15 protein-coding genes are annotated in these 15404 nt (G+C 71.1%); 9 read left to right on the top strand and 6 right to left on the bottom strand.

All coding sequences use genetic code 11. The features are described 5' to 3' along the window. The first annotated feature begins 1 nt into the window (after position 1). Complete coding sequence (locus tag ACFYO9_RS17405; RefSeq protein ID WP_358709065.1) at positions 2-517, top strand: Lrp/AsnC family transcriptional regulator; 516 nt, start codon at positions 2-4, stop codon at positions 515-517. A 32-nt stretch (positions 518-549) separates the two neighbouring features. Then, positions 550-2268 carry a DUF885 domain-containing protein gene (locus ACFYO9_RS17400; protein ID WP_358709067.1) on the top strand — a complete coding sequence of 573 codons (1719 nt, stop codon included), beginning with the start codon at positions 550-552 and terminating at the stop codon, positions 2266-2268. Between the two features lie 64 nt (positions 2269-2332). On the opposite strand, the gene ACFYO9_RS17395 is transcribed toward ACFYO9_RS17400, so the two are convergent. After that, positions 2333-3178 carry an SDR family oxidoreductase gene (locus tag ACFYO9_RS17395; RefSeq protein ID WP_358775853.1) on the bottom strand — a complete coding sequence of 282 codons (846 nt, stop codon included), beginning with the start codon at positions 3176-3178 and terminating at the stop codon, positions 2333-2335. 52 nt (positions 3179-3230) lie between these two features. Beyond that, entirely contained in the window at positions 3231-3737 is a 507-nt protein-coding gene (locus tag ACFYO9_RS17390; RefSeq protein ID WP_358709353.1) for a rhodanese-like domain-containing protein, read from the bottom strand. A 402-nt stretch (positions 3738-4139) separates the two neighbouring features. Here ACFYO9_RS17390 and ACFYO9_RS17385 point away from each other — a divergent pair, with 402 nt between their 5' ends. The 4 genes from ACFYO9_RS17385 (at position 4140) to rph (ending at position 9088) form a co-directional block, all read left to right on the top strand. After that, a complete protein-coding gene (locus tag ACFYO9_RS17385; RefSeq protein WP_358775851.1) occupies positions 4140-4913 on the top strand; it encodes a trypsin-like serine protease in 774 nt (257 codons plus the stop codon). Between the two features lie 195 nt (positions 4914-5108). Beyond that, positions 5109-5555: an Lrp/AsnC family transcriptional regulator gene (locus ACFYO9_RS17380; protein WP_355806755.1), complete on the top strand. Its 447-nt coding sequence runs from the start codon at positions 5109-5111 to the stop codon at positions 5553-5555. Between the two features lie 21 nt (positions 5556-5576). Next, positions 5577-6272: a haloacid dehalogenase type II gene (locus tag ACFYO9_RS17375; protein WP_355806753.1), complete on the top strand. Its 696-nt coding sequence runs from the start codon at positions 5577-5579 to the stop codon at positions 6270-6272. Positions 6273-6451: 179 nt separating this feature from the next. Further along, positions 6452-9088 (top strand): rifamycin-inactivating phosphotransferase, encoded by a 2637-nt coding sequence (gene rph / locus ACFYO9_RS17370; RefSeq protein ID WP_358775943.1) that lies wholly within the window; start codon positions 6452-6454, stop codon positions 9086-9088. A 77-nt stretch (positions 9089-9165) separates the two neighbouring features. On the opposite strand, the gene ACFYO9_RS17365 is transcribed toward rph, so the two are convergent. Both ACFYO9_RS17365 and ACFYO9_RS17360 read right to left on the bottom strand, forming a co-directional pair. Beyond that, a complete protein-coding gene (locus ACFYO9_RS17365) occupies positions 9166-10287 on the bottom strand; it encodes a tetratricopeptide repeat protein (RefSeq protein ID WP_358775849.1) in 1122 nt (373 codons plus the stop codon). Continuing rightward, the gene (locus ACFYO9_RS17360; protein ID WP_358775848.1) at positions 10284-11648 is read right to left on the bottom strand and encodes an AAA family ATPase; all 1365 of its coding nucleotides are present in this window, start codon (positions 11646-11648) and stop codon (positions 10284-10286) included. Before ACFYO9_RS17360 ends, ACFYO9_RS17365 begins: the two co-directional genes overlap by 4 nt. A gap of 65 nt (positions 11649-11713) precedes the next feature. Here ACFYO9_RS17360 and ACFYO9_RS17355 point away from each other — a divergent pair, with 65 nt between their 5' ends. Further along, positions 11714-12559 (top strand): hypothetical protein, encoded by an 846-nt coding sequence (locus ACFYO9_RS17355; RefSeq protein WP_358775847.1) that lies wholly within the window; start codon positions 11714-11716, stop codon positions 12557-12559. A 20-nt stretch (positions 12560-12579) separates the two neighbouring features. Here ACFYO9_RS17355 and ACFYO9_RS17350 read toward each other — a convergent pair whose 3' ends face one another. Beyond that, positions 12580-13098, bottom strand: a complete 519-nt coding sequence (locus ACFYO9_RS17350) for a putative immunity protein (protein ID WP_358775941.1) — start codon at positions 13096-13098, stop codon at positions 12580-12582. A 115-nt stretch (positions 13099-13213) separates the two neighbouring features. Here ACFYO9_RS17350 and ACFYO9_RS17345 point away from each other — a divergent pair, with 115 nt between their 5' ends. Then, positions 13214-13972, top strand: coding sequence for an aminoglycoside phosphotransferase family protein (locus ACFYO9_RS17345; RefSeq protein WP_358775939.1), 759 nt, complete (start codon positions 13214-13216; stop codon positions 13970-13972). 28 nt (positions 13973-14000) lie between these two features. Here ACFYO9_RS17345 and ACFYO9_RS17340 read toward each other — a convergent pair whose 3' ends face one another. Then, complete coding sequence (locus tag ACFYO9_RS17340) at positions 14001-14630, bottom strand: class I SAM-dependent methyltransferase (RefSeq protein ID WP_358775845.1); 630 nt, start codon at positions 14628-14630, stop codon at positions 14001-14003. Between the two features lie 205 nt (positions 14631-14835). Here ACFYO9_RS17340 and ACFYO9_RS17335 point away from each other — a divergent pair, with 205 nt between their 5' ends. Continuing rightward, on the top strand, positions 14836-15384 hold the full coding sequence (locus ACFYO9_RS17335) for a hypothetical protein (RefSeq protein ID WP_358775843.1): 549 nt from the start codon (positions 14836-14838) through the stop codon (positions 15382-15384). Positions 15385-15404: the final 20 nt, after the last annotated feature.

Below are 15404 nucleotides of genomic sequence, written 5' to 3'. Positions count from 1 at the left end.
GATGGCCGATTCCGTCGCACTGGACCCGGTGGACCTCCACATTTTGCGTCTGCTGCAGAACGACGCCCGGACCACGTACCGCGATCTCGCGGCGCAGGTCGGCGTCGCGCCCTCCACGTGTCTGGACCGCGTGACGCGGCTGCGGCGTTCGGGGGTGATTCTCGGACACCAGCTGCGGCTCGACCCGGCGAAGCTCGGCCGTGGCCTCGAAGCGCTCCTGTCCGTGCAGGTGCGGCCGCACCGCCGCGATCTCGTGGGGCCGTTCGTGGAGCGGGTCAGGGCCCTACCCGAGTCGATGTCGCTGTTCCACCTCACCGGGCCCGAGGACTTCCTGGTGCACGTGGCCGTGGCGAGCCCGGCGGATCTCCAGCGGCTCGTCCTCGACGAGTTCACCGTGCGGCGTGAAGTGGCGCGTGTGGAGACGCGGTTGATCTTCCAGCAGTGGGCCTGCGGTCCGCTGCTCCCGCCCGACGCCGCGGCCGCGGAAGTGCTGGATCCGGTCAGTGAATCATGGTGACGCGCGGCCCCTCGCCGTACGAGGATGTCCGCATGTCAGCCACGAGTACCCCTCATGCGAACACCGGCCCCCTGCCCCGCGCCGTCGCGGACGCCTTCGTCGACGAGCTCATCGCCCTCGACCCCATCACGGGCACGTATCTCGGCGTCCAGGAGAGCAACAGCAGGCTTCCCGACACCTCTCCGGAGGGCCAGGAGGCCCTGGCGCGGCTGGCGCGCACCACGTTGGCCCGGCTTGACGAGGCGGAGCGCAGGCCCGGCGCGGACAGCGAGGTCGAGCGCCGCTGCGGCAGGCTGCTGCGCGAGCGGCTCACCGCGCAGCTGGCCGTGTACGAGGCGGACGAAGGGCTCCGGGCCGTCGGCAATCTGCACACGATGCCGCACCAGGTGCGGGAGATCTTCACCGTGACCCCCATGGAGACGGCGGAGGACTGGGCGGCGATCGCCGAGCGGCTCCGTGCCGTGCCCGCCGCTCTGGAGGGTTATCGCGCCTGCCTCGAACTCGGCCTGGAACGCAAGCTGTTCGGGCCGCCGCGCCCGACGGCGACGTTCATCGGGCAGCTCACCGAGTGGGCGGGCGAGGCCGGCGGGGATGCGAGTGGCCGCGGCTGGTTCGAGGACTTCGCGTCCGCGGGACCTGAGGCGTTGCGCGCCGACCTGGACACCGCGGCGCGAGCCGCGACCGCGTCGGTGGTGGCGCTGCGCGACTGGATGCGGGACGTCTACGCCCCCGCGATCGAGGGCGCCCCCGACGTCGTGGGCCGTGAGCGCTACGCCCGGCTCTCCCGTGAGTGCAACGGCACCGACCTGGACCTCGACGAGGCGTACGCGTACGGCTGGTCGGAGTTCCACCGGCTGCTCGACGAGATGCGTGCCGAGGCCGAGAAGATCCTGCCCGGCGCGGCCACGCCGTGGGTGGCGCTCGCCCATCTCGATGAGCACGGCGCGCACATCGAGGGCGTGGACGAGGTGCGGGTCTGGCTGCAGCAGCTGATGGACGAGGCGATCGAAGCGCTGGACGGCACGCACTTCGAACTCGCCGAGCGGGTACGGAAGGTGGAGTCGCACATCGCTCCGCCCGGCGGCGCGGCGGCCCCCTACTACACGGCCCCCACCGAGGACTTCTCGCGCCCCGGCCGCACCTGGCTGCCGACGATGGGCGAGACCCGCTTCCCGGTGTACGACCTCGTCTCCACCTGGTACCACGAGGGCGTGCCGGGCCACCATCTCCAGCTGGCCCAGTGGGCGCACGTCGCGGAGGACCTCTCCCGCTACCAGGCGACCGTGGGCATCGTCAGCGCCAACGCCGAGGGTTGGGCGCTGTACGCGGAGCGGCTCATGGACGAGCTGGGCTTCCTCACCGACCCCGAGCGCAGGCTCGGCTATCTGGACGCCCAGATGATGCGCGCGCTGCGGGTCATCGTCGACATCGGCATGCATCTGGAACTGGAGATCCCGGCCGACTCGCCCTTCCACCCGGGCGAGCGCTGGACGCCGGACCTGGCCCAGGAGTTCTACGACGCGCACTGCAGCCGCCCCACGGACTATGTGGCGAGCGAGATGACGCGCTACCTGACGATCCCCGGCCAGGCGATCGGCTACAAACTGGGCGAACGCGCCTGGCTCCTCGGCCGGGAGAACGCACGACGCCGCCACGGCGCCGCGTTCGACGCCAAGGCATGGCACATGGCGGCGCTCTCGCAGGGTTCACTCGGCCTGGACGACCTGGTCGAGGAACTGTCGAAGCTGTGACGACGCGGGGCGGCGGGACGGAGGCGAACCGAGGCACCCCCGCCGCCCCGCCACCGGTCACGCTTCAGCGGCGGATCCCGCCCTCCGAGTCGATGACCTGGCCGGTGATCCAGGCGGCCTCGTCCGTCGCGAGCCAGGCGAGGAGCCGGGCCGGGTCATCCGGCATGCCCCAGCGGCCGGCGGGGAAGAGCCCCTCGATCCGCGCGTGGGCGTCACCGGTGAGGTAACCGGTGTCCACGGGGCCGGGGTTGACGCAGTTCACCGTGACCGCCAGGTCGGTGAGCGCGGTCGCGAGGCTCCGGGTCGCCGACGCCAGCGCGCCCTTCTGCAGGCTGTACGCGATCTCGTCCGGCATACCGCCCGCGATGTCCTGCCCCGACGTCATCAGCACCACCCGCCCGCCCGGGGTCCGCTCGGGGAGGTGTGCGCGCAGTCGGGCATAGGCCTGGACGAGGAGGATCACGGAGCGGGTGTCCACCGCCCAGTGCGCGTCGAGCATGCCGGCGTCGATCTGGTCGAGCGTCCCGTCACGACCGCTCAGCGCGTGGTTGGCGACCAGGACGTCGATCCGCCCGCCGAGCGCCTCGGCCGCGGCCTCGATCAGTCGGGCCGGTGCGGCGTCCTCGGTCAGGTCGCCGGGTCCGGCGCAGACCGCCGACGCCGGGTCGCCACGCGCCTCCCGTACGCCGTCGACGACGTCCTGCGGGCGGTCGGCGCCCCACGGCATCGCGGCGTCGTGCGGGATGTGGTGGTGCAGATAGACCCCGGCGTCGTACGCGGCGAGCCGACGTGCGACGGCGTAACCGATTCCGCCGCGCCGGCTCGCACCGGTGACGAGCGCGGTGCGTCCGCGCAACGGGAGCGGATCGCGGCGGAGTTGGTCCGGAGAGGGACGCGCAGGGTGTGTCATGCCGCCTCATGATGCGGGCCCGGGCTACGGCGCGCATCCGAACGTCGGCATCTCAGCAGCCGCAGTCGTCCGCTTCGACCGGTGCGGTCAGGGCGTCGGGGGTGCGTTGCGCGTGGCCCTCCCACGTCTCGAACGCGAAGCCTTCGCGTGCCCAGTATTCGAAGCCGCCCAGCATCTCCTTGACCTGGAAGCCCAGTTGGGCGAGGGCGAGGGATGCGCGGGTCGCGCCGTTGCAGCCGGGGCCCCAGCAGTAGGTGATCACCGGCACCGACTTGTCGAGCAGCGTTTCGGCCTGTTCCGGGATCAGGGCGGTGGGCAGGTGGATTGCGCCCGGGACGTGGCCCTGGTCCCAGGACGCGGTGGAGCGGGTGTCGATGACGACGAAACCGGGGTCGCCTTCGGAGGCGAGCGCGGACGCCACGTCGGAGACATCGGCGTGGAAGGCGAGGCTCGCCCCGAAGTACGCGGCGGCCGCGGCCGGCGACGCGGGCGGGACCCGCAGGACGGGGTTGGCGGCCGGCGGCGCGCTCGCGGTCCGACCAGTGGCCGTCGAGCTCATCGTGTGCGTGCTGTTCTGCGTGCTGTTCATGGCAAAAAATCTACGGGCGCGGCTCTGAAGCCTGAAGGGACGATCCCCGGCGTATCGACCGCTCGACCGTCGAATGCACGGTGACCCTCGGGGTCCGGCCGGGGAGTTGGCCCAGACCAGCAACCGTTTCATCATGCAGTCAGTGGCAATCTCACGCATTTGAGGGGCCATTACCCGTCACGGCCCCACCTCCCCTCCGCATCACTGACACCTCCCGGGCCCTTGCGCCCCCTCAACTCCTCTGCCAGATTCTCCCCCAGCCGAAATGGCATGCCCGCGACAGGAGATACCCGCCTCCCGACCGGGCGCCCACTGCATACCTATGCAGTCGTCCTCACCAGGACGCCCCCTCCCCACACAATGGAGACGAACGTGCGAATATCCAGACTCGTACCCGCGCTCGCAGCCACCGCCCTCGCCGTACTGGGCCTCGCCCCCACGGCAGCGGCCCAAGCGGCGGACCAAACGGCGGACCAGACAGTGGCCCGAGCAGCGGCACGCGGCGACGCGCCCAGCGTGGCCGCGGTCAACTCCCCCCAGCCGATCATCGGTGGCGGCTACGCGAGCAACGCGCCCTGGGCGGCCAGGCTCTTCTCCAACGGTCAGCAGACCTGCAGCTCCACGATCATCGCGCCCACCTGGATCCTCACCGCGAAGCACTGCGTCAGCGGCGGCGGCCTGTCGTTCCGCATCGGCAGCCTCGACCAGACGTCGGGCGGCACCACGGCCAACGGCGTCAGCGTCCAGACCCACCCGAGCGCCGACCTCGCCCTGGTCAGGCTGGATCGCTCCGTACCCGGCACCTACTCCCGCCTCGGCAGCCCGGGTTCCGTCTCGGTGGGCCAGACCGTCCAGGTCTACGGCTGGGGCGCGACCTCCCAGTGCGGTCAAGAGATCAACTGCCAGTCCCGGCTCCTGAAGGTAGCCAACGTCGTGGTGACCGGCGGCTGCCGCGACGCGTACCAGGGCCAGGCGATCTGCGCCCGGCGCGGCAACGGCATCACCGCGGGCGGCGACTCCGGCGGCCCGATGACGGCGAACGGCGCGCAGGTCGGCGTCGCCTCCACCAGTGACCGTCAGACCACGACCGCGTACACGAACGTGACGGCGTACCGCTCCTGGATCCAGAGCATCGCGGGCGTCTGACGACGAGCCCTCGGCCTGAAGCGCCGGTCCCGGAACGGGCATCTCGCCGCCCGCCCGGGACCGGCTGCCTCCCGTCGGCCATGACCCATATCCCTTTTGTCCGCGCCCCATTACGGACGGCCTCCTGCGAGTCCGGCCTTGTTCGCCCCGGCCCACCTCTTGATCGGCCGGGGATTTCCCTGTTACCTCTCGGACATGACCGGCTATTCCACGGACGCCACCGACTGGCGCATACTCGATGTCCTCCAGCGCGAGGGCCGCGCCAGCTACGCCGAACTGGCGCGCGCCGTCTCGATGTCCGCCAGCGCCGTCACCGAGCGGGTGCGCCGTCTGGAGGAGGCCGGCGTCATCCAGGGATACGCGGCCGTGATCGACCCGGAGCGACTCGGCCTGCCCATCCTGGCCTTCGTACGGCTCCGGTACCCCAACGGCAACTACAAGCCCTTCCACGACCTGGTCGAGACGACGCCCGAGATTCTCGAGGCGCACCACGTCACGGGAGACGACTGCTTCGTCATCAAGGTCACCGCACGGTCGATGCAGCATCTGGAGGAGGTCTCGGGGCGGATCGGCGCGCTGGGTTCGGTGACGACGAGCGTCGTCTACTCCTCGCCCCTCCCCCGCCGCCCGCTCGGCCGCTGAAGACGTCAGGAGAACCCTTCCATGCCAGTGCCGCAGATCGACGCCGTCGTGTTCGACGTGCTCGGCACGCTCGTCGACGAACCCGCCGGCCTCCGCGCCGGCATCCGCGCGCTCGACCCGTCGCTCGACGACACCCGGGTCGAGAAGCTGTTGTCGCTGTGGCAGCGCCACATCGAGCGGGAGCAGCAGAGCATCCTCGACGGCGACCGGCCCTATCTGCCCAGTGACGCCCTCGACCTGGAGGCCGCCCGGCTCGTCGCCGACGCCGCCGGAACCAGTGATCCGGACGCGGTGGCGGAGCTGGCCCTGTCCGGACGGAGACTGCCGCCGTGGCACGACACCGTGTCGGGGCTCGCCCGCATCGCCGCGGGGTTCCCGCTGATCGGGCTCTCCAACGCGAGCCGGACGGCGCTGCTTGGGCTCAACGCCCACGCCGGGCTGCGCTGGCACCAGGCGCTGTCCGCCGAGGACGCCCGGACGTACAAGCCGGATCCCGCCGTCTACCGCCTGGCCGTCACGGTCTCCGGGCGACCGCCGGAGCGCCTCCTGATGGTCGCCGCCCATGCCTGGGATCTGCGCGGGGCACAGAGTCTGGGTCTGCGCACCGCCTATGTCGCCCGCCCCGTCGGCGACCCGCCGGCGTCCACAGACCGTTTCGACCTGTACGCCGACGACCTGACCGACCTGGCCGACCAACTCGACCGCGCCCAGGGGTGAAAGTCCCCCGCACCCGAGGCGAAAACAACAAAGGCAAGGAGAGATCTCTCCTTGCCACTCTTAACTTATAGCTCACCGGGGGGCTTGCCGCAAGGCCCCGGTCGTGGCGCACAATCGTCCGCCGAAGCCACCACCTGCGGAAATTGGAGTACTGCGTGCCTGTCTTGGCGTCGATGCCGATGTGTGAGCGATACGTGCTGGATCTTCGCGAGGTCGACGAGGAACAGGTCGCTGCCGTCGGCGGCAAGGGCGCGCACCTGGGCGCCCTGTCACGGATCGAGGGCGTCCGCGTGCCGGCGGGCTTCTGCGTCACGACCGACGCGTTCCAGCGGATCGTCGCGGAGGCGCCGTCCCTCGACGGCCTGCTCGACCAGCTGTCGGGCCTGGACCCGGACGCCCCGGGCGCCGCGGAGGCGATCCGCACGCTCAGCGCGGAGATCCGCGAGGTCATCGAGAAGGTCGCCGTCCCGGACGACCTCGTGGCGGAGATCACCGCCGCGCTCAGCCGGGCGGGCGACGAAGCCGCCTACGCCGTACGGTCCAGCGCGACCGCGGAGGACCAGCCGACGGCGTCCTTCGCCGGGCAGCAGGACACGTATCTCAACGTCGTCGGTCCTGCGGCGATCCTGCGGCACATCAGCCGGTGCTGGGCCTCGGTCTTCACCGAGCGTGCCGTGATCTACCGCCGGCGCAACGGCATCGACCACCGGACGGTCCACATGGCCGTGGTCGTGCAGCGGATGGTCTTCGCCGAGGTCTCCGGCATCCTCTTCACCGCCGACCCGGTCACGGGCAACCGCAGGCTGGCCACCGTGGACGCCGGGTTCGGTCTCGGCGAGGCCCTGGTCTCGGGCCTGGTGAACCCGGACGTCTTCAAGGTGCGGGACGACCGCGTCGTGGAGCGGACGATCGCCGCCAAGCAGCGTGCCGTGCACGCGCTGGCCGGGGGCGGGACGCGGGAGGTGACGGTCGACGCGCGGCAGCAGGAGCAGCCGGCGCTGTCGGACGACCTGGCCGTGGAGCTCGTGCGGCTCGGGCGGCGCATCGAGGCGCACTTCGGCCGTCCGCAGGACATCGAGTGGTGCCTCTCCGACGAGGGTTTCCAGATCGTCCAGAGCCGGCCGATCACCACGCTCTTCCCGATCCCGGAGACCGGCGACCAGGACAACCACGTCTACGTCTCCGTGGGGCATCAGCAGATGATGACGGACCCCATGAAGGCGCTGGGGTACTCCATGTGGCAGCTGACGGCCATGGTGGCGATGCACGAGGCCGGCGGCCGGCTCTTCGTGGACGTCACCCAGCGCCTCGCGTCGCCGGACAGCCGAACCGCTCTGCTGGACCTGATGGGGCGGGGAGACCCGCTGATCAGGGACGCGCTGGAGACGGTCATCGACCGCGCGGACTTCATCCCCGCGCTGCCGGACGCGGAGCCCGACGGAACCCTTCCGGGCGGAGGCATCGCCGCTTCGGCGTCCGGAGACGACGTGTCGACCCCCGAGGTGGCCGACCCGGCCATCGTCGCCGAGCTGATCGAGCGCAGCGAGACCTCCGTCGCGGCCCTGCGGCGTGACATCCGGACGAAGACCGGACCGGAGCTCTTCGCCTTCCTGTCGGAGGCCTTCGAGGAGCACAAGCGGGTCCTCAGCGACCCGTTGAACTTCCGCGCGATCATGGCGGGGATGGAGGCCACCTGGTGGATCAACGACAAGCTCCTGGAGTGGCTGGGCGAGAAGAACGCGGCCGACACGCTCACCCTGTCCGCTCCCGACAACATCACGTCGGAGATGGGGCTCGAACTGCTCGACGTCGCCGACGTAGTCCGTCCGCACCCCGAGGTCGTGGCGTATCTGCAGCAGGTCGAGGACGACGACTTCCTGGACGGGCTGACGAAGGTCGCGGGCGGCGCCGAGGCGCGCGAGGCCATCGAGGCGTATTTGAACCGGTACGGCATGCGCTGCGTCGGGGAGATCGACATCACGAGGCCGCGTTGGAGCGAACGCCCCACGACGCTCGTGCCGGTACTCCTCGACAACGTCAGGAACTTCGCGCCCGGCGCCGCGGAGCTGCGCTTCGAGCAGGGGCGGCAGAAGGCGCTGGCGAAGGAGGAGGACGTCCTGTCGCGCCTGCGGGCGCTGCCGGACGGAGAGCGGAAGGCCGACGCGGCCAAGCGCATGATCGACCAGGTCCGGGCCTTCGTGGGATACCGGGAGTACCCCAAGTACAGCATCGTCTGCCGCTACTTCGTCTACAAGCAGGCCTTGCTGGCCGAGGCCGAACGCCTGGTGCGGGCCGGTGTGGTGCGTGAGGCCGAGGACGTCTTCCACCTCACGTTCCAGGAGTTCCACGACGCCGTCCGCACGCGTCAGGTGGACGACTCACTCATCGAGCGGCGCAAGGAGGCGTTCCGTTCGTACGGTGCGCTGACGCCGCCGCGGGTCCTCACCTCGGAGGGCGAGGCCGTCACCGGCGCGTACCGGCGCGACGACGTGCCCGACGGCGCCCTGACCGGTCTGCCCGTGTCCGCCGGGACCGTCGAGGGCAGGGCCCGCGTCGTCCTCGACATGGCGGACGCCGATCTCGAGGCCGGAGACATCCTGGTCACGCCCTTCACGGACCCCAGCTGGACCCCGCTGTTCGTGGGCATCGCGGGCCTGGTGACGGAGGTGGGCGGCCTGATGACGCACGGAGCGGTGATCGCCCGCGAGTACGGCCTGCCGGCCATCGTGGGCGTGGAACAGGCGACCCGGCTCATCCGGGACGGTCAGCGGATCCGTGTCCATGGGACGGACGGGTACGTCGAGATCCTCTCCTGAGCGGAGACGCGTGAACCAGGCCCTGGCACGGACATGTAGACGTATACGTACACGTACGTGCCAGGGCTCACCGGCAGTTAGCCCTGCTTCTTCCGGTCGAACCAGATCGTGGCGGCCGTCGGGATCAAGCCGGCCCAGAAGAGCAGCTGGGGGATCGACAGGTCCGTCCAGGGGAGTTCGGCGATCAGGAGGGCGCAGAGCATGGCCCAGGTCGCCTGGGCGACCACCACGCGGGCCCAGCGGCCGCGGCGGAGCAGCGAGCGGACGTTGAGGCGGACGCCGGTGCGCAGCCGGCGGTAGCGGCGCCAGGCGCCGAAGGCCCAGACCGCCGCCATCAGCACGAGGCACCACAGGCGCTGGCCGATCGGGACGGGCAGGTCCGGGGCGGGCTCGTCCTCGGAGGGGAAGACGTTGACCATGGCGCCCGCGAGGACCACGCACAGCACCGCGAGCCACCGGGTGCCTCGCAGCAACCGGTAGGTGGCGTGGTCGAGTTGTCGGCGCATGGTGTCCGAGGCGGGCTCGGTCGCGAGCGCGTCCGCGTAAAGTTCGGCGGCCTGGGCGGCCCCGACTCCCGGCGCCCGGGCGGCCTTGGCCGTCTGGCGGGCGAGCGCCTCGGAGTGGCCGGGGTCGATGCGCAGGATGGCCTCGTCGAGCTGGTCGGCGACCGTGCCGTTGCCCGCGGCGCTGGCGATGCGGTGGGCTATCTCGTGGGAGTAGAGATGCTCGGGCCCCAGGCGCAGCGCTTCCATCGCCAGGTCCGCCGCGTCACGCGAGAGGCGGTCCATGTCACGGGTGCTGAGCTCGCGGGCTCCGGTCTCCTTGGCGAACCGGACCAACGACTCGCGCCACACTGCGTCGGCGAGCATGGCGTAGGCGTGCGGCTCGTGCGGCGCGACACGGATCGCCTCGCGGAGGATCGGCTGGACAGTGAGCCAGCCGTTGTCACGGACCAGCGCGTCGGCGCGGAGCAGCAGGGCCAGGTAGTCCTCGGGGTCCACCTTGAGGGCCTCGTCGGCCGCGGTCGCCGCCTGGCCGGGGTCCTGGGCGTTCAGATGGCAGTAGCCCAACTTGACCCACGCGCGTACGTCGCCCGGGTCCTCCGCGACTCTTCGGGCCAGCAACTCCCGTGCCTGGTCGTGGCGTTCGAGCTCCATCAGGGCCTGTGCCTGCTCGACGGTGGGGTGCAACGTGCTCACAGCTTCCGCTTCTTCTTCAGGTAGGTGACGAGGTCGTCGTACATGCCGCCGTCGTTCGCGTACATGGCGACGTTGCGCGCGGCGGCGAACCAGGGCTCGGTGGACGGGACGATCTGCTTGACGGCCGACAGCAGGTCCTTCATGCCGATCATGCGGACCGTGCCGGTCCGCGCCGAGTCGAGCAGCGCGCACTCGGCGGCCGCCTCGCACACGTGGGCCAGGTCGGCGCCCGACAGGCCGTCCGTCGCCTTGACCAACTTGCCCAGATCGACGTTCTCGACGGGCCGTTCGCGCAGGTGGTAGCGGAGGATCGCCTCGCGGGCGGGAGCGTCCGGCGGCAGCACGAGCAGGGTGCGGTCCAGACGTCCGGGGCGGCGCAGCGCGATGTCCACGTCCCAGGGCACGTTGGTGGCCGCGAGCACGAAGACGCCTTCGTTGGCCGCGGAGTCGATGCCGTCGAGCTCGCTGAGCAACTGGTTGACGGTGTTGCGCAGACCGCTGTGCTGGGTGCGGCTGCGTTTGGCGCCGAGCGCGTCGAGTTCGTCGAGGAACACCACGCAGGGGGCCTTGCGGCGGGCGGTCCGGAAGATCTCGTGCATGTTGCGCTCGGAGTTGCCGATCCACATGTCGAGGACGTCGTCGATCGACACGGAGAGGAAGTTCGCGCCGAGTTCGCCGGCGATGGCGCGGGCGATGAACGTCTTGCCGCAGCCGGGCGGTCCGTACAGGAGCAGGCCGCCGCGCAGGCTCTTGCCGTAGAGCTTGCGCAGTTCGGGGTTGCGCATCGGCGCGAGGAACGCGGCCTCCAGGCGCTCCTTGACCTCCCGCATGCCTCCTACGTCCGCGAGGCGGAGCGTGCCGGGGGCGTCGACGTCCCAGGCGGAGGCGTTCGCGGGGTCGCCGGTGCCGTCGGCGGCGAGGGGGGCCTCTGGGGCGGCCGTGGCTTCCGGCCCGGTTCCGGCTCCGGTTTTGCCTCCGATGAAGCGGGGTGGGATCACGTCGCCCACCTGGTCAGCGGCGGCGCGCCAGTCGAAACCGGTGACGGGCCCTTCGGGCGCCGACAGTTCGGGCGCGGGTGCTGGGCGTGGCTCCGTGGGGTCGTCCGGAGCCTGCGTCTCCTTCGTGCCCTCCGTGCCCTCCACGCCTGCGGGAACGGCCGCTCCCATGGCCCGAGTCATCAGTGCGCGGGCACCGGCGTCGCCGGGAGCGTGTTGCAGGGCGACGGCCGCCTCGGCGATGGCGGCGTGCTGCGCTCCCGCGTCCAGCAGCAACTCGGCCAGGTGCAGCCGCAGCGGTATGTCGTGCGGCGCCGCGTCGACGGCCGCGCGCAGGCTTCGTATCAGGGGTGATTCCTCGGACATGCCGCTAGCTTATGTAAAGGTCGTCCTCCAGCACCGCCTGCGTTTCCTTCCGGGAGTATCCCCCTGTGTTTCCCCCTTCCGTCGTCGTCGGCCTGCACGGGACTCTGCGGCTCCATCCGTGGTTCGAACGGTCCGGAGGCGGGGGCGGGATCGGAGGCGAGGGCCGCGTAGAGGAGGAGATCCTGTTCCTCGCCGTGGACCGGGCCGGTGCGTACGGTTGGCGGACCGTGGGCGGTCTGCTGCACGAGGACGGCGAGGTCACGGCGGAGCACGAGCCGACGGCGTGGGCGCACGAAGACGCCGGGGGTGACTGGACCCAGGACGGCGGCGTGCACCAACTGGCGTGGCTGGGGGCAGGAGTCTGTGCGGACCCTCCGCGGCCGGGCATCCCCGTCCGTCCGATCGCCCTGGTGCTGTCCGACACCCTGGCCCGCGTCGGAACGGTGACGTTCACGGGCCTGCACGCGCTCCTTCCGCTCCAGGCGACCGAGCGCGACACGGCCTTCCACCAGATCGAGCTGGCCCCGTGGTTCGAGCTGGCCGACCCGGACGCCCGTCATGAGGTGACGGTGACCGTCTCCTGCCGTCCGGGCGAGGTCGGACCGCGCGAACACGACGCGCTCGCCCTGGCCGAAGCGGTACGGGAGAGATCACAGGGAGCCGTGGACGCGGAGGTCCTCACACCGGCAACGGTGGACGGGCTCCCGGGGCTGGACCTCGATCTCGACCGGACGGTACACACACGGGATGCGCGAGGTCGTCCGGCTCGGCTGCCGCACACGGGAGTGGTCGCCGGACATGGCGGTGTGGCTGGTGGAGATGATCGCGGAGGCGCTGCGCGATGCGGGGCGGCCGGCGCCGGTGGTCGTGACGGCGTCGCTTGCGAGCCCGTAGGCGTACGACTCCCGTAGGCGCACGAATAGGGGCGTCCTCAGTACGCCGTGAACACCGACCAGCAGATGTCGTTCCGCAACCGCTGGTCGTCGAGCACGAGTTCGCGGATGGGCTCCGGGAGTTGTTCCCGCTGCCACTGGCATTCGAGTCGCCTCGCGGCATCGCTCTCGCCCTTTGGCGCGGCAGCGCTTGCGGCCTTGATCGCGTAAGCAGCCGCCCCGAGTTCATGCGCGGCGACGTGCGCGACGACTGCGGCCTGGCCGGCGGCGTAGGCCGCGTGCCGTGCCGCGCCACGCAGATCCCGGGCCGCACCCATGGCGTGGCCGCCCGCCGCGCGTGCCTGCATCATCTTGACCTCGCCGCGTGCCCAGGCGCGGGCGTGCTCGATCGCCTGGCGCGGACGTGGGTCCTCTGGCCGCGCCGACTCGAAGAGGCCGAGGACGTGTTCCGCGCACGCCGCCGCCCACAGGGCGAGGAGATGATGATCCGGGTCAGTGAGGGTCCCCCCTCGGCGGATCGTCACGAAGCGGGGGTCCCTGACCTTCGGGAGGATCATGGTCGGCTCGGCCTTCCTGTTTCCGGCGGTCGCGATGTCGGCGGTCGCGCGGTGCCCGGAAAAAAATACCGGTGCTGTCGACGGTCGTATCGCGATACTGGTCACCATGGGCATCTTGGATGAGGTCGAGGTCGTCGTCGCCCACTCCGAGCGCGCGACCCTGCGCGTCGGCGACGTGTTCCTGAAGGTGGACGCCGATCAGGCCCGCATCGACGCGGAGGTCGAGGCGATGGCCTCGGCGCCGGCCCCCACCCCGGAGGTGCTGTGGCGCAAGCCGCCCGTGCTCGCGATCGCCGCGGTTCCCGGGACGGCGCTCGGCCGCCTCGGCGAGCCGACGACCGCGTCGCCGGCGGCGTGGGCCGCGGCGGGCGCCACGATCCGCACCCTGCACGACGCCCCGTTGCCGCCCCGGCCCGGACGGGCGGGCCCCCGCCTCGACGCGTTGGCGGCGGAACTCGACGGCGAGTGCGCGTGGCTCGTGACGAACGACGTCCTGCCCGCCGACCTGGTCACCCGCAATCGTCAGATCGCTCAGGCCGCACTCCGGCCGTGGACGCCGGTGTTCACCCACGGCGACCTGCAGATCGCCCACGTGTTCGTCGACGACGACGAGGTCACCGGCATCATCGACTGGTCCGAAGCGGGCCAGGGCGATGCCCTGTACGACCTCGCCACCCTGACGCTCGGACACGAGAAGCATCTCGGCGACCTCGTCGCCGGCTATGGCACCGACGTCGACATCGACCTCGACGTGATCCGCGCGTGGTGGTCGTTGCGCAGCCTGCTGGGTGTTCGCTGGCTGGTCGAGCACGGCTTCGATCCGACGGCGCCGGGGTGTGAGGTCGACGTGCTGAGGTCCCGGATGTCCGCGTGAGCACCTGCCGTCGGCCACGTAGGGCGCCCTACGGCCGGCGGACCAGCACATGGGTGTCGAGGAAGCCCCGCTCGGACGCCGGGTCGTGGAGCAACCGGGCCACCGTGACGAGCCCGGCCTCGGTCAGCAACTCCACGAACTGCTCCACCGGCCAGCTGTAGGCGGGCGCCACCTTGTGGTCGAAGCGGACCGGCTCCGGCCCCTGGGTACCGAAGAAGGACACCAGGAGCAGGCCCCCCGGCGCGAGGACACGCACCTGCTCGGCGAGCAGCGCGGGCAACTCGCCGGGTGGGGTGTGGATCATCGAGTAGTGGGCCAGCACACCGCCCAGCGAGCCGTCCTCGACCGGCAGGTTCTCCATGCGCGCTTCTTCGAACCGCAGCGTCGGGTGGGCCCGTCGAGCGTGCTCGACCATGGCCGGGGAGAGGTCGAGCCCGAAGGCGTCCAGCCCCCATTCGTGCAGCATGGCCGTGAGATGACCGGGCCCGCACCCGACGTCGGCAGTACGCAGGTTCCCCGTACTCCGCACCACCTCGGCGAAGGTGCCGATCATGTTCCGTGCGAACGGCTGCGTCTCCAGCCGGTTGGCGAACAACGACGCGTACAAGTCGACGACCCCGTCATAGGCCGCCTTGGTCTCGTCCTGGTGATCCGACATGGGCAGGAAGCTAACACCCTTGCCGTTGGCGGCCATTCGTCGGCCCCACCCTGGTGAGGAGGGCGCGCGGACCAACGGGCGGTCGATCATGCCGCCCGCGGGCGTACGTCGTTGGCCGGTTCTGGATCGTGTTGGCGGGGGTCGCCTTCCGTACGCTCGACGGAGCCGGATTCTCCCGTCCCACGAGTAACCCCTGGGGGTCGTCGTGCTGTACGCATTCGCCTTCGAGCAGGTCGGCGCCGTGGTGAGCGACCTGTACTTCCTCAATCCGCATCCGCAGCAGGGGCAGGAGGCCCCCGAGCGCGGGGCGCGGCTCGAACTGCGGGTCTTCGAAAGCGGCGAGCTGCCCGGCTCCATCTACTCGGCCCGCCCCATCACGATCGGCCGCCCGCTGTGGCGGGTGGACCTCCTGCAGGACGCGAGCGCCGCCCCGAACACCTTTGACCGGACGCATCACCACCGCGACATCGTCGGCTGGGAACCCGGCCCACGGACCTTCGTCGAGGAGCTGTCCCACGATCCGCTCGGGTGGCTGACGGACAGGCTCACCGATGTCTCCAGCCTCCTGAAGGAGACCGGTATCGCTCCCCGCGACATCCCTGCGGCGGACGCGGAAGGCCTTCGCGCGGCGGCGCCCGAGATCGTGGACGCGGTCCGTCGAGTGCTGGAGCGGGTGTGGGCCGGCGAGCTCGGCCGTCCCGAAGCGGACGAGGGTGCGGGAGCGGTGACCAGCGTGCGGGCCGGTTGGCTCTGACGCGCCCCGACCCCGGCAAC

Source organism: Streptomyces sp. NPDC005863, assembly GCF_042871345.1.
GTDB lineage: Bacteria > Actinomycetota > Actinomycetes > Streptomycetales > Streptomycetaceae > Streptomyces.
This window is presented reverse-complemented; position numbering and strand designations above follow the sequence as displayed.

Bases quoted from the DNA above. Each gene is read 5' to 3' on its own strand.
- ACFYO9_RS17405 (WP_358709065.1), top strand. From the start codon at position 2: ATGGCCGATTCCGTCGCACTGGACCCGGTGGACCTCCACATTTTGCGT.
- ACFYO9_RS17400 (WP_358709067.1), top strand. From the start codon at position 550: ATGTCAGCCACGAGTACCCCTCATGCGAACACCGGCCCCCTGCCCCGC.
- ACFYO9_RS17395 (WP_358775853.1), bottom strand. From the start codon at position 3,178: ATGACACACCCTGCGCGTCCCTCTCCGGACCAACTCCGCCGCGATCCG.
- ACFYO9_RS17390 (WP_358709353.1), bottom strand. From the start codon at position 3,737: ATGAGCTCGACGGCCACTGGTCGGACCGCGAGCGCGCCGCCGGCCGCC.
- ACFYO9_RS17380 (WP_355806755.1), top strand. From the start codon at position 5,109: ATGACCGGCTATTCCACGGACGCCACCGACTGGCGCATACTCGATGTC.
- ACFYO9_RS17375 (WP_355806753.1), top strand. From the start codon at position 5,577: ATGCCAGTGCCGCAGATCGACGCCGTCGTGTTCGACGTGCTCGGCACG.
- rph (WP_358775943.1), top strand. From the start codon at position 6,452: ATGTGTGAGCGATACGTGCTGGATCTTCGCGAGGTCGACGAGGAACAG.
- ACFYO9_RS17360 (WP_358775848.1), bottom strand. From the start codon at position 11,648: ATGTCCGAGGAATCACCCCTGATACGAAGCCTGCGCGCGGCCGTCGAC.
- ACFYO9_RS17350 (WP_358775941.1), bottom strand. From the start codon at position 13,098: ATGATCCTCCCGAAGGTCAGGGACCCCCGCTTCGTGACGATCCGCCGA.
- ACFYO9_RS17340 (WP_358775845.1), bottom strand. From the start codon at position 14,630: ATGTCGGATCACCAGGACGAGACCAAGGCGGCCTATGACGGGGTCGTC.